13 protein-coding genes are annotated in these 12,500 nt (G+C 37.8%); 7 read left to right on the top strand and 6 right to left on the bottom strand.

What is annotated here, in order from left to right:
- Window positions 1–15: 15 nt before the first annotated feature.
- The 6 genes from D1094_RS02800 to D1094_RS02775 form a co-directional block, all read right to left on the bottom strand.
- Window positions 16–285 (bottom strand): hypothetical protein, encoded by a 270-nt coding sequence (locus D1094_RS02800; protein WP_118958527.1) that lies wholly within the window; start codon window positions 283–285, stop codon window positions 16–18.
- Window positions 286–404: 119 nt separating this feature from the next.
- Window positions 405–2,177 (bottom strand): GGDEF domain-containing protein, encoded by a 1,773-nt coding sequence (locus D1094_RS02795; RefSeq protein ID WP_118958526.1) that lies wholly within the window; start codon window positions 2,175–2,177, stop codon window positions 405–407.
- A gap of 13 nt (window positions 2,178–2,190) precedes the next feature.
- Window positions 2,191–2,433: a hypothetical protein gene (locus tag D1094_RS02790; protein ID WP_118958525.1), complete on the bottom strand. Its 243-nt coding sequence runs from the start codon at window positions 2,431–2,433 to the stop codon at window positions 2,191–2,193.
- A gap of 188 nt (window positions 2,434–2,621) precedes the next feature.
- On the bottom strand, window positions 2,622–3,191 hold the full coding sequence (locus tag D1094_RS02785; RefSeq protein ID WP_118958524.1) for a GNAT family N-acetyltransferase: 570 nt from the start codon (window positions 3,189–3,191) through the stop codon (window positions 2,622–2,624).
- Between the two features lie 19 nt (window positions 3,192–3,210).
- Complete coding sequence (locus D1094_RS02780) at window positions 3,211–4,047, bottom strand: SAM-dependent methyltransferase (RefSeq protein WP_259337793.1); 837 nt, start codon at window positions 4,045–4,047, stop codon at window positions 3,211–3,213.
- A 55-nt stretch (window positions 4,048–4,102) separates the two neighbouring features.
- The gene (locus D1094_RS02775) at window positions 4,103–5,494 is read right to left on the bottom strand and encodes a pepsin-like aspartic protease (RefSeq protein ID WP_118958523.1); all 1,392 of its coding nucleotides are present in this window, start codon (window positions 5,492–5,494) and stop codon (window positions 4,103–4,105) included.
- 281 nt (window positions 5,495–5,775) lie between these two features.
- Here D1094_RS02775 and dusB point away from each other — a divergent pair, with 281 nt between their 5' ends.
- The 7 genes from dusB to D1094_RS02735 all read left to right on the top strand — a co-directional run bounded on the left by dusB (window position 5,776) and on the right by D1094_RS02735 (window position 12,494).
- Window positions 5,776–6,783, top strand: a complete 1,008-nt coding sequence (dusB, locus tag D1094_RS02765; protein ID WP_118958521.1) for a tRNA dihydrouridine synthase DusB — start codon at window positions 5,776–5,778, stop codon at window positions 6,781–6,783.
- Window positions 6,784–6,842: 59 nt separating this feature from the next.
- On the top strand, window positions 6,843–7,130 hold the full coding sequence (gene fis, locus D1094_RS02760) for a DNA-binding transcriptional regulator Fis (RefSeq protein WP_118958520.1): 288 nt from the start codon (window positions 6,843–6,845) through the stop codon (window positions 7,128–7,130).
- Between the two features lie 140 nt (window positions 7,131–7,270).
- Entirely contained in the window at window positions 7,271–8,872 is a 1,602-nt protein-coding gene (purH, locus tag D1094_RS02755; protein ID WP_118958519.1) for a bifunctional phosphoribosylaminoimidazolecarboxamide formyltransferase/IMP cyclohydrolase, read from the top strand.
- 478 nt (window positions 8,873–9,350) lie between these two features.
- Window positions 9,351–10,184, top strand: coding sequence for a class I SAM-dependent methyltransferase (locus D1094_RS02750; RefSeq protein ID WP_118958518.1), 834 nt, complete (start codon window positions 9,351–9,353; stop codon window positions 10,182–10,184).
- 35 nt (window positions 10,185–10,219) lie between these two features.
- A complete protein-coding gene (gene purD / locus D1094_RS02745) occupies window positions 10,220–11,512 on the top strand; it encodes a phosphoribosylamine--glycine ligase (protein ID WP_118958517.1) in 1,293 nt (430 codons plus the stop codon).
- A gap of 190 nt (window positions 11,513–11,702) precedes the next feature.
- Window positions 11,703–12,017: a YbjQ family protein gene (locus tag D1094_RS02740; protein WP_118958516.1), complete on the top strand. Its 315-nt coding sequence runs from the start codon at window positions 11,703–11,705 to the stop codon at window positions 12,015–12,017.
- Window positions 12,018–12,020: 3 nt separating this feature from the next.
- Complete coding sequence (locus tag D1094_RS02735; RefSeq protein ID WP_118958515.1) at window positions 12,021–12,494, top strand: YbjQ family protein; 474 nt, start codon at window positions 12,021–12,023, stop codon at window positions 12,492–12,494.
- Window positions 12,495–12,500: the final 6 nt, after the last annotated feature.

Raw genomic sequence — 12,500 nt, 5'->3', positions numbered from 1 at the left:
ACACCTAACAGAGCGTTAAAAGTTAACTGCGTGGTTAATATTTTTTGTTTTATCATCTTCCGCTTCTTCGGGCTCGTCATCTTCAGCAGGAATAACAGGGGCGAAAGCTTTAATATCTGGAAGATCAGAAATTGTTTTTGCTAATTTATCACTATCCTTCTCTAAGATAGCCTCTCTTTGTTTTTGTTCTATGCTCAAACTGCTAATTAACTCAATAACTTTGCCATCATTAGTGTATAAAGCATCACTAGCTAATAACTCAAGAGTATTAATAATATTACTCATTTCCTTTCCTTTCCTTTAATAGTGGAGTGTTAAGAAAGCTAAAGTAACAGTAAAATGGTAATCAAATCAATTTAATTAATGAACCTTTTGGTCAACCTTGAATGTTGATAAAAATGGACTTATGAAATACTCCACGAGTTATCTAATTGTTTTTGCTCGGGCTCTTCATTAATTGTGAATACGGTAATACGGTTTCTACCCGATTTTTTAGAGTCATAGGCTGCTTCATCAGCATCAGCGAGGAGTTTTTCTAATTCAAATCCAGAGGTTTTAGCATCTGTGATGCCAAAGCTAGCGGTTATTTTAAAGTCATGACCTGAAGCCTCGGTAACAATATCTTCGATGGCACTTCTACAATGTTCAGCGACTAAAGCGGCACTTCGAATATGACAGCTGGGTAATAAAATACAAAATTCTTCCCCCCCTAATCGAGCAAAAACATCATTTTTACGCCCCACATTTTGACATACTTTAATGGTTTCTTTTAACGCCCAATCACCGGTAGCATGACCATACATATCATTAATCGATTTAAAGTGATCTAAATCGAACATAATAACACTTAAATCTTGCTTAGCACTCTTGCAATAACTTAGTGCACTTGTAGCTACATGAGTAAAGTGACCACGATTAAATATACCCGTTAAGGCATCAAACTCGGCCAATTCTTTTATACGTTTATGGGCTTTGTATAAACGCCCGCCCCAGAAGGTGAATAGCAACAGGCTGATAATTAGCACCATAACTATTAAGCGGGTGTTTGCAACCTCAGCTTTTGATAAGGCTTGTTTTGTTTCGAGTAGAGTATTTTTTTCGTTAAGTAAGCTTATCTTACTTTGTTGCTCAAGTGATTTATGCTCTGCAAGTTGATATGCAAAGTGCTTGGCTGTTATTTCATCTGTATGCAGTTGATTTAGTTGTGAATATTTTTCGTGAGCAAGCAGTGAGGTAGGGAAATCTTTTTGTTCTTTTGCTATCTGATAGAGAAATTTATATGCATTGATAACACCTTGAGTCGTCGGTATATTAATAGCTTTTTCAATGGTCTTTTTAGAATAAAGAGAACTGCGCTCAAAGTCACTTTGTTTAAAATATGTCTCAGCAATTAGGGAGTAAAACCTTACAATTAATCTAACATATTTTGCTGATTCAACTTCATGGACATGCTTTAATAATAATGTGTTGGCACTTTCAAACTGTTCATCCTCAATATGCATTTCAGCGACATAAGTACGAAGTAAATTTGCTGCTATTGGCTCAGAATTACAAGCCTTTATTGCCGAGTTAATTTCTATAGGGTTAACTTTTAAATCTGTGGTGTAAAAAATTGATTCAAATTTAAACATTTTAGCTAGACAATTTTGTCTAGCATCTTTTGTTTGGTTTTCTAGCTGATTTGCGTAAGTTAACCCTAAAGAGTACTGGCCTATTTGATTATAAAACATTGCCGCTAAAGCTAGGCCGTCTTTTTGGTATTGCTCGTTATTGATTTTAGGGAGTTCTTCAAGTAGTACTTTTAAATTAGATAAACCGTCAGCCCAGTTTCTGTCGTACCCGTGAAAATTAATAATAGAGAGACGAGAGCGATATTTAATTAGTTGGGTTGCGTCAGAATTTATGATGTCTTTTAAAATAGCAATAGCCTTTGTTGTGTCTCCCGCAAATGCTATTTCATATGCATTAAGATATTTTAGATGATTGGCTTGTTGTTTTGAAAGGCTATTTAACTTAGTGTTTAGAGTTTCGAGTAACGAAGAAAATTTTACAGGGTTATTACTTTTAATTTCCTCTGCTTCTAGTAACATGTCATTTAGATCATTAGCAATTAATAAAGCAGGGAATAGCAATAAAAGTAAATTAAAAATATACACATTAAGTTTATTACTATTCATAAAATTACTTTACTTAAAAATTAATTAATGATTTGCTCTCAGTTTCTTCTTTATCATTTTCTGAAGGTTCATCGTCTTCAGCAGGTATAATAAAGCATTTAATATCAGGACAGATATCTAGTTGACGCTCTAAACTAGTAATATCTTTCTTGATAATTGCTTCAGCCTGTTCAGAGGTTACTTGCGTGACTAATTGCTCTATATCTGATGACGAATTCTGAGCCATTTCTGTTAAAATTTCTACTACTTTATTCATAGGTTTACTCCATTTTTATTGCGTAATCTCAACTGATAGTTTAGTGAGTTACAAAACTGTATCACTACTGAATAGTTGAATAAAAGTAGCAGATTTTGTCTTATATTAGCAACGTGTTTTTCGGGATGTTATTTTAAATGTGGTTATCTAAACTTTGGGCTGTTTTCTTATGAGAAAAATATAAAAATTTAGTCAATAACGTTAGTGATTAACCGTTGCTGCCATTGGGGTTTATCAAAATATTGATAGCCATTTTCAGCTCTTGTGGGTTGTAGGGTTGGCTCAAAAGTAAATTGTAACTTTTTTAGAAAACGCTTGGTAGCTAGGTTTTTACTAGCATAAAAGGCGTTTATCCTATCTATATTTTGGTAGTTAAAGGCATATTCCATTAAGGCACCCATGGCTTCTTCGGGGTATTGCTTTCCGTTAGCTTTAGTTAATAACATAATGCCAATCTCTACTTGATTGATTTCTTCTTTATTGGGTTTAGGGGGGTGACTAGGTTTTAGCCATGACAAGGCTTGAAAGCCTATTACCTCGAGACTTTCTTTTTCAACTATTGCCCAATTAAATACTGATTTTTTCTTTTTTTTAATCGCTTTTAGTGAGTTAGCAAAGTTCTTTTGGGCTTGCTCTAATTTAATAACACCACCAGAGTGGCGCATGACTTTTTCATCGATAAATAACTGACAATACAGCGATTCATCTTCCTGTATGAAAGGACGGATAAGCAAGCGCTTTGTGGTAAAACTGTGCATGCAAAATCTCTACTAAAATTTATAGCACTAATGTCAGTTTAGGCCCGTTTTTAGCGCGCTCTTCTTTTTTATCTATTTGCGCCAACCTAGCAAGTATCTCTTCATTAGGCTGCATTTTTCTACTTGGCGGAACCACCAGTGAGGTATGCATGTGCAATTCAGCATCAACCAATTCTGTAAGCGTAATTTTATCGGCGCGCATGGTATCTATAGCAATACCTTTTGCTTCATATAAAATCACTTGATGATCAGCAGGGTAGTGATCTAACAATAAATCGACCAATACTTGACGATAAGCTTTACCTGTAGAGAACTTGCCTAAGGATTTATCACCCGCTAAGGCCACTTGCCATAAAATTAAATGGGCTGAGTTATCAATATTGCGCTTAAAGAACATGAACTGGCTGGTTTCAAAGTGTGCACATCCAGTATTACCTGGGTCGATACCTAAATCTGCGTACAGGCAATCTTCTGCTGATATTCCTGGCTCCATGCTAGCAGGTAAATCTTCTAATTTGGCTTTTTTAATGGCGCGATGGGCAACACAGGCAAAAACGCCGGGGTGTCCATAAAAGGCGGCAACCACTTTTTTACCTTCGCGCACGGCGTCTAAAATGGCTTCAACCATTTCGTTGTAGGTAATATTGCGGTTTTTACCTTCTTCGTAGAAGTGTTGCAGGCTATGGACGTTATCGTTAATACCTTCTAACCATTTTTGTGCAAAACCATTGGCCATTAGTGAATATACTACGTCAGCATGTTCAATATGGCTTAGTGCGATTGGGCTTACGTGCGCCCCTAAAGTCATGCCTGTACCGACACATGTTAAACTACCTGACATTACTTTCATTACCATGATTGACTATTCTTAATGCTAAAATATCAGATTTACCCTTTATTAGTAACACCTTTTAAGGGCAACTGTTTGTTTTATCGGCAAACTTAACGACGCCATTGGTATCTTCACTGCGATCAAAAATCACATAATAATTATTTAATAAAGGTAAACCAATAATGGATTGGTTAGGCCATTGCGGTAACTGGCTTAAAAACTTAAAGCATGCTTTACCATACTTAGGGGTGTTTATTTGCCAGTAGGTTTCAGGTTGACAGGCGAGTTTAATGAGTTCTTTATCAAGCGGTGCGGTTTCTGCGCTTTGGTTTGCATCTACGGCTTTCGTTTGTTTGTCGGCTTCAGCAATAAAATTAAAGTAAATGGTTGGCCACTGCGCTAAATTAATTAAACTGGCATCAATACCGGTATATTGTTCTTTGTAATCTTTGAAAGGGGTAAGTAAAGCCTCAAAACTTGGGTTTGTCGCTATTAAGTCTTTAATGACTTGCTTATAAATTTCAGCGGTTAATACCACCGCACCAGCACCTGTATCAATAATGGCGTTAGTGAAATAGCTTTTTACATGGCTTTGCTCAAGTGGTGCTGCCTTTATAGCGAGCTTATTGCCAACTTGTACAGAGACAAGTTCAAGGTTGTAATAAACATCGTGCGACACGGCTACATTTTGAAAAGTACCTTGGTAAAGCTCCGTTTGCTCTTCGCCGCCGCCAAGAATTAACGCACCTTGGTTTTCAGATAACTGAATGAGTGGCTCTATCTCTTCCTTGGTTGCGGTAGCTAGGTTGATATCTTTATTGGCTTTGTCAACAAAGACACTTGAGCGCTTGCTATAAAAAGCAAACTTGTTTGCGATTAAATGTTCCTCTTCTAGTACGGTAAAAAAAGGCTGAATATTGTGTTCAGGGTGTTGCCATAGAAATTGTTTAAACGCTTTTAAATCTATACTGCTAGGCGACGTGGTTGTTTCTTTAGTAAATGGCCAAGGGTAAGTTGAGGCAGGGGTAATGTTTTGCTGTTCAAAGTAACTACTTAAATTAAAACTTTTATTAAGGTGGTGATAAGCTAAACCTAATATGCCGTCGGCATCTCCAAAGGTAGCAACTTGCTCAGTCGAAGCAGTAACCGCAAAAGCGCCTTTTGTGAGAGATAACTGGTTTACTCCCAATTTATTTTTATCTGCTAAATCATAGTCACTTAAGGTAATGCTGCTATTTATAATTGGCCCATTCCAGCCGCCAATACCATAATTAACTTCTTGGGCAATTGCCGAAGGTGTTAATTGTTTGTCATGCTTTGTTTGATAAGTTCCTTCTTTTACTACTAGAGTGCTACTGCCAGTATCAAGCAATAAATTAACGGGGGCTTGTTCACTGCCTAAATGTATTACAACACTGTAATCGCCTTTTCCATATACATTAGTGATGGGTAACTTTAATGATGTATGCATAATTTTATTGTATTTTATTAACTTAGCATGAATGTTCTAGCCCTTTACCTTGCCATAATGTAGCTATTAATTCGAGCAAATACTTCAAAGACTTTTTTGTGACTAATGTCAACATATTTGTTAAGTAATTGTACGTTTTGTATCCACTTTAAAACTTTGGCAAATGTCAACATTAAAAAGTGGAAAAAAGTTAAAAATTGTTCAAATTCTATGCTTTCCAATTGAAAAAAAAACACGTAAACTTAGCGCCCTTTTGACTAGCAGCTCAAAAAAGCAACAGTGTGAAGATAGGTCCGTATCAATTAAATAGTCAGGTAATACTTGCTCCAATGGCAGGCATTACTGATCAACCTTTTAGGCAATTATGTTGTCAGTTAGGTGCAGGTTTAGCTGTTTCAGAAATGATTTCGTCTAATCCTAAAGTTTGGAATACCGATAAATCTAAACAACGTACAGTGCATTGCAAAGAAGCAGGAATTCAGTCAGTACAAATTGCTGGTAGTTGCCCTGAAGAAATGGCTTTTGCTGCAAAAGTTAATGCTGAGAATGGCGCACAGATTATTGATATTAATATGGGCTGCCCAGCAAAAAAGGTAAATAAAAAGTTAGCGGGTTCTGCGCTATTAAAAGAGCCAACGCAGGTTGAAGCAATTGTTAAATCTGTGGTGCAAGCGGTAGATATACCGGTGACGTTAAAAATTCGTACAGGTTGGTGCGAAAATAGCCGCAATGGCATTGAAATAGCAAAAATTGCTGAAGATAACGGTATTGCTTCATTAGCAGTACATGGTCGAACACGTAATGACTTTTATAAAGGTAATGCGGAATACGACACGATTAAAGCAATTAAACAGGCTATTTCAATACCCGTAGTGGCTAACGGTGATATTACCACGGTTGAAAAAGCCGAACAGGTATTACATCACACCCAAGCTGATGCCATTATGATTGGTCGTGGTGCTCAAGGTCGTCCGTGGTTTTTTAGAGAAATTAATCATTTCTTAGCCACAGGCAATAAGTTGAAAACGCCTTCATTGGATGAAGTACGTGCCATTGTGTTAGCTCATGTTAATGAGTTGCATCAGTTTTACGGTGATTTTAAGGGTGTGCGATTCGCCCGTAAGCATGTGTCTTGGTATATACAAACACTCTCTGCGTTAAATGAGGGGTTTAGTGAATCTTTTACCGAGGATCAAGGCAAGGTGTTTAGAGCAAAATTTAATGGGTTAGAGGCAGAGAGTGACCAACTTGACGCCCTTAACTTATTCCTAGATGGCTTTACTGGTTAGTAGCTAATTAAACGCTATTTATTTTTTACAATTATTTAATTTACAAAGAGTTATATCATATGTTCGAACAAAATGTTTCTTCTCCATTTATTACTGGCGATATTCAAACGCAAACTAAAACTTCACCATTGCGTACTCAAGCGAAAATAGCTATCAGCAACTACTTATCACAATTAAATGGTAACGATGTTGATGACATGTATGACCTTGTATTAAGTGAAATTGAAGCACCGATGCTTGAAGAAGTAATGAAGTATACGCGCGGTAACCAAACGCGTGCAGCAAACTTGTTAGGCATTAACCGCGGAACATTACGTAAGAAATTAAAAAAATACGGTATGAACTAATATCGACTTTTTAACATAAAAGCACCCTCGGGTGCTTTTATCGTTTATATGCTCTGTGTTTTCTGGTTATAAGTCCAAATGAAATGAGCTAAACACAGCAATAAAGAATTAGTATTTAAACATTATAAGGTAAATAAACAATGGATAATCCACGTCCAATTAAACGCGCACTTTTAAGTGTATCTGACAAAACAGGTATTGTTGAGTTTGCTAAAAGCCTAAGCGAAAAAGGTGTTGATCTTTTATCTACGGGTGGCACAGCAAAATTATTAGCTGAGAACGGCATTAAAGTAACTGAAGTGTCTGATTACACAGGTCACCCAGAAATTATGGATGGCCGCGTTAAAACATTACACCCTAAGGTACATGGTGGTATTTTAGCGCGTCGTGGTACTGACGAAGTAGTAATGAGCGAAAATGATATCAGCGCGATTGATATGGTTGTGGTTAACCTTTACCCATTTGCTAATGCAGTGAGTGATGAAAACTGTACCTTAGAAAATGCGATTGAAAACATCGATATTGGCGGACCAACTATGGTTCGTGCAGCAGCGAAGAATCACAAAGACGTAACAATTGTTGTTAACGCAAGCGATTACGACCGTGTATTAGCTGAAATGGCAAACAATGATGAGTCATTAACATATCAAACACGTTTTGATTTAGCGATTGCTGCTTATGAACACACAGCAAGCTACGATGGTATGATTGCCAACTACTTTGGTAAAATGTTACCTGCTTACGGCGACAATGAAGCAACTCCTTCATTTCAAGAGAAAGCGAAATTCCCGCGTACATTCAATAGTCAGTTCGTTAAATCACAAGATTTACGCTACGGTGAAAACTCTCACCAAGATGCTGCTTTTTATGTTGAAGCAAACCCAACAGAAGCGTCAGTATCAACAGCAAAACAAATTCAAGGAAAAGCGTTATCTTACAACAATATTGCAGATACCGATGCTGCATTAGAGTGCGTTAAAGAATTTGATGAAGCGGCGTGTGTTATTGTTAAACATGCTAACCCGTGTGGCGTAGCTATTGGTGATAACATTTTAGCGGCATACGATAGCGCTTTTAAAACTGACCCTACTTCTGCTTTTGGTGGTATTATTGCCTTTAACCGTGAGCTAGATGCAGATACCGCTGAAGCAATTGTTTCTCGTCAATTCGTTGAGGTGATTATTGCGCCAAGTATTTCTGACGCTGCAGCACAAATTGTTGCCGCTAAGCCAAATGTTCGTTTATTAGAATGTGGTCAGTGGGATAACCAAACTACAGGCTTAGATTACAAGCGTGTCAATGGTGGTTTGTTATTACAAGACCGCGATCAAGGTAAAGTAGCTAGCAGTGATTTAAAAGTAGTGACTAAACGTCAACCTTCAGAAGAAGAAATGCGCGATTTACAATTTTGTTGGAAAGTTGCGAAATACGTTAAGTCTAACGCGATTGTTTATGTTAAAAACAGCATGACCATTGGTGTTGGTGCAGGTCAAATGAGCCGTGTTTATTCAGCAAAAGTTGCGGGCATTAAAGCTGCTGATGAAAACCTAGAAGTAAAAGGTTCAGTCATGGCGTCTGATGCCTTCTTTCCATTCCGTGATGGTTTAGATGCAGCTGCTGAAGCAGGTATTACTGCCGTAATTCAGCCAGGTGGTTCAATGCGTGATGATGAAGTTATTGCCGCCGCAGATGAGCATAACATTGCTATGGTGTTTACCGGGATGCGTCACTTCCGCCATTAATTACGATTTTAGTCGTTGAGAGGCCAAATTTATTCGTTAAAAGTACTCACGTATAGTCATACGCTCCGTGCTTTTGTCTTTAAATTTAAACCTCTCAACTTATAAAATCTTCATTAATGCAATGTGTGCTTGTTGTTAGCCATCAATTTGGTTGTCGAGCGTACTCACTGACTAGTGTCAGCTCCGTGCGCTCTCCTATAAATTGAAGGTAACAGCTTAAATAGTTTTCATTGATAGTAAGTAATGCCGCTAAATATTCGGCTACTTATGTTGAATAGGGTGTTCATGTATACAAGTACTTCTATCACTTGAAGAAGTCTTGTTACAAATAAACTAAAGCAGTGTTGTTTATTGTTTTTAAACAGCGCTGTTTCTTTATTTAAAATCTGCTATAAATGTTGGTTGAAATTAAAAGCCTTAATCAAAGGTCTGATTTTCAGATAAAATTTTGGTTTAAAACTCAACAATGGAAATAGTTATGTTATTAAAAAAGAACAACTTAAAATCTATTATTATCTCTGCTACGTTAGCGTGTAGTGCATTAGTAGGCTTAAACGCTTCAGCCCATATTCATCACGACGCTAAGCTTGAGAAAGCGGTTGCAGGTGAACATCGCTCAGCTGACAATAAAGCGCGTGATCAATACCGTAATCCAGTAGAAACGTTAAGTTTCTTCGGTTTTAATTCAAACATGACGGTAGTAGAAATTACCCCTGGCGGTGGTTGGTATACTGAAATATTAGCGCCTGCCTTAAAAGGAACGGGTAAGTTATACGGTGCACATTATCCGGACACAGGTGAAGATAATTACTATAGCAAGTCACGTAAAAAACTAGAAAAGAAACTGGCTTCAAACGTTGTGTTTAGTGAAGTGATATTAACTGACTTTGTTCCACGTAAACAAAGTGAATTAGCCCCACAAGGTAGTGCTGACTTAGTGTTAACCTTTAGAAACTTGCATAACTGGAAAGATGAAGGTGTTGAGCAAGTTTTTAAAGATGCTTTTAACGCATTAAAAGCAGGCGGCGTTTTAGGTGTAGTAGAGCATAGATTACCAGCGGGCGGCGATGAAGAAAAATCACGTGGTTACGTATCAGAAGCAAAAACAATTAAACAAGCCAAAGCAGCTGGTTTTAGATTTGCAGGCTCTAGTGAAGTGAATGCTAACGCTAAAGATACAACGTTGCATCCAAAAGGTGTGTGGACATTACCACCACGTTTAGCTTTAGAAGATAAAGATAAAGAAAAATATTTAGCGATTGGCGAAAGCGATCGTATGACTTTAAAATTTGTTAAACCCGAAAGTAAGTAATGCTTAAAGCGTTTGGGTAAAAATAGGAACAGTAAATGAACATTTTAGTTATTGGTAGTGGTGGTCGTGAGCATGCTTTAGCGTGGAAAGCGGCACAATCATCTCAAGTAAGTAAAGTTTTTGTCGCGCCAGGTAATGCAGGTACGGCAACAGAAGCAAAGTTAGAAAACGTTGCAATAAGTGTTGGCGATTTAGATGCACTGGTCGATTTTGCTAAAAAAGAAGACATTGCTTTAACTATTGTTGGCCCTGAGCAACCATTAGTTGATGGTGTTGTTGATGCATTTCAAGCTCAAGGTTTAGCTATTTTTGGTCCAAGCGCGAAGGCTGCTCAACTTGAAGGCTCTAAATCTTTCACTAAAGACTTCTTAGCGCGCAACAAAATTCCAACAGGTAGTTATGCTAACTTTGTTGAAGTTGAACCTGCGCTAGCTTATGTGCGTGAACAAGGAGCACCTATTGTTGTTAAAGCTGACGGCTTAGCAGCGGGTAAAGGCGTTATTGTTGCATTAACACTTGAAGAAGCTGAAGCAGCAATTAAAGACATGCTTGCAGGTAATGCTTTTGGCGATGCAGGTCACCGTGTTGTTATTGAAGAATTTCTTGAAGGTGAAGAAGCAAGCTTTATTGTGATGGTCGATGGTAAAAATGTTTTACCTATGGCGACTAGCCAAGATCATAAACGCGCATTAAATGGTGATTTAGGTCCTAATACAGGTGGCATGGGCGCTTATTCACCTGCACCAGTAGTAACACCAGAAATTCATGATCGTATTATGGCTGAAGTTATTATGCCAACTGTTGAAGGTATGGCTAATGAAGATGCACCATACTCTGGCTTTTTATATGCTGGTTTAATGATTGCTGCTGATGGAACGCCAAACGTGATTGAATATAACTGTCGTTTCGGTGATCCTGAAACACAACCGATTATGATGCGTTTACAATCTGATTTAGTTGAGCTGTGTTTAGCCGCGGCACGTGGCGAGTTAGATAAAGCCACCATTGAATTTGATAGCCGTGCTGCTGTTGGTGTGGTTTTGGCTGCACAAGGTTACCCAGCTAACTACCCTAAAGGTGATGTTATTTCTGGTTTAACGACTAATACAAATGAGTCAGCTAAAACCTTCCACGCAGGTACTGCTTTAAATGAGCAAGGTGAAGTTGTAACTGCTGGTGGTCGTGTACTTTGTGCAACGGCATTAGGTAACAATGTTACCGAAGCGCAAAAAACCGCTTATGAGTTGTTACATCAGATTACTTGGCAAGGTGTTGAGTTTAGAACAGATATTGCTTATCGTGCCATTGAACGTGAGCAAAACGCTTAAAGAAATGAATTTACCTTCATTGGTAAAATATAAAACTGCAGAAAGCCGATATTTTTATATCGGCTTTTTTTTGGTTGTAAAAATAAATTGAAACAATTCCGAAAATAAACTCTTTGACATATTATGTCTTGCGAGATAGTGTAACTAAACAATTAATCGTAGTAATAAAATGGATATTTAGGAAAATTATATGTTAATTAGTAATTTAGAAATAATACCGGGAAAAGAAATCACCCAGCACTTAGGTTTAGTGCAAGGCAGCACTGTACGAAGTAAGCACGTAGGGCGTGACTTGATGGCCGGCCTTAAAAATATTTTTGGTGGTGAATTAGTTGGTTATACCGAATTGTTACAAGAGGCGCGTGAAGAAGCGGTTGAGCGTATGAAGCAACAGGCACAGGCCGTTGGTGCTAATGCGGTTGTTAATGTTCGATTTTCAACCTCGTCGGTGACCCAAGGCGCGGCTGAATTATTCGCTTATGGTAGCGCCGTTATATTGAGGTAGCTCATGGGACAATTTCAATTTGAAATCGGCTTTTCAATACTCCTATTATTATTAGGATATTTTTTTGGTCGACATGCAGAGAAAAGGCACTTTAATTCAATAAGACAACGTGAAGAAGAGTACCGTGATATTTTATCTATTGCCAGTAAAGTGACAACAGCAGAAGACAGTGCCAAACCGGGTATGTTGGTTACTGGCAGTGTTGTTATTTCAGTAGATTACTTTAAACGCTTTCTCGCTTTACTTCGCACGATTTTTGGTGGCAGAGTTACCTCATATGAGACATTACTAGATAGAGCACGAAGAGAAGCCATTCTTCGTATGAAAGAAGAAGCACGAAGCTTAAATGCCGATCGCATTTTTAATATAAAATTAGAAACGGCCTCAATTTCAAAAAATGCGGCAGGGAACATCGGTTCAGTTGAAGTACTGGCGTATGGCACTGCGATCAGTCGAGTCAATCAAGGAGGATTTTAAAATGAT

The organism is Colwellia sp. RSH04, assembly GCF_003545765.1.
In the GTDB taxonomy this organism is placed as follows: Bacteria; Pseudomonadota; Gammaproteobacteria; order Enterobacterales; family Alteromonadaceae; genus Colwellia.
The sequence above is the reverse complement of the archived record's forward strand: the minus strand, read 5'-3'. Positions and strand labels throughout refer to the sequence as shown.

Bases quoted from the DNA above. Each gene is read 5' to 3' on its own strand.
- D1094_RS02800 (WP_118958527.1), bottom strand. From the start codon at position 285: ATGAGTAATATTATTAATACTCTTGAGTTATTAGCTAGTGATGCTTTA.
- D1094_RS02795 (WP_118958526.1), bottom strand. From the start codon at position 2,177: ATGAATAGTAATAAACTTAATGTGTATATTTTTAATTTACTTTTATTG.
- D1094_RS02790 (WP_118958525.1), bottom strand. From the start codon at position 2,433: ATGAATAAAGTAGTAGAAATTTTAACAGAAATGGCTCAGAATTCGTCA.
- D1094_RS02785 (WP_118958524.1), bottom strand. From the start codon at position 3,191: ATGCACAGTTTTACCACAAAGCGCTTGCTTATCCGTCCTTTCATACAG.
- D1094_RS02780 (WP_259337793.1), bottom strand. From the start codon at position 4,047: ATGGTAATGAAAGTAATGTCAGGTAGTTTAACATGTGTCGGTACAGGC.
- D1094_RS02775 (WP_118958523.1), bottom strand. From the start codon at position 5,494: ATGCATACATCATTAAAGTTACCCATCACTAATGTATATGGAAAAGGC.
- fis (WP_118958520.1), top strand. From the start codon at position 6,843: ATGTTCGAACAAAATGTTTCTTCTCCATTTATTACTGGCGATATTCAA.
- purH (WP_118958519.1), top strand. From the start codon at position 7,271: ATGGATAATCCACGTCCAATTAAACGCGCACTTTTAAGTGTATCTGAC.
- D1094_RS02750 (WP_118958518.1), top strand. From the start codon at position 9,351: ATGTTATTAAAAAAGAACAACTTAAAATCTATTATTATCTCTGCTACG.
- purD (WP_118958517.1), top strand. From the start codon at position 10,220: ATGAACATTTTAGTTATTGGTAGTGGTGGTCGTGAGCATGCTTTAGCG.
- D1094_RS02740 (WP_118958516.1), top strand. From the start codon at position 11,703: ATGTTAATTAGTAATTTAGAAATAATACCGGGAAAAGAAATCACCCAG.
- D1094_RS02735 (WP_118958515.1), top strand. From the start codon at position 12,021: ATGGGACAATTTCAATTTGAAATCGGCTTTTCAATACTCCTATTATTA.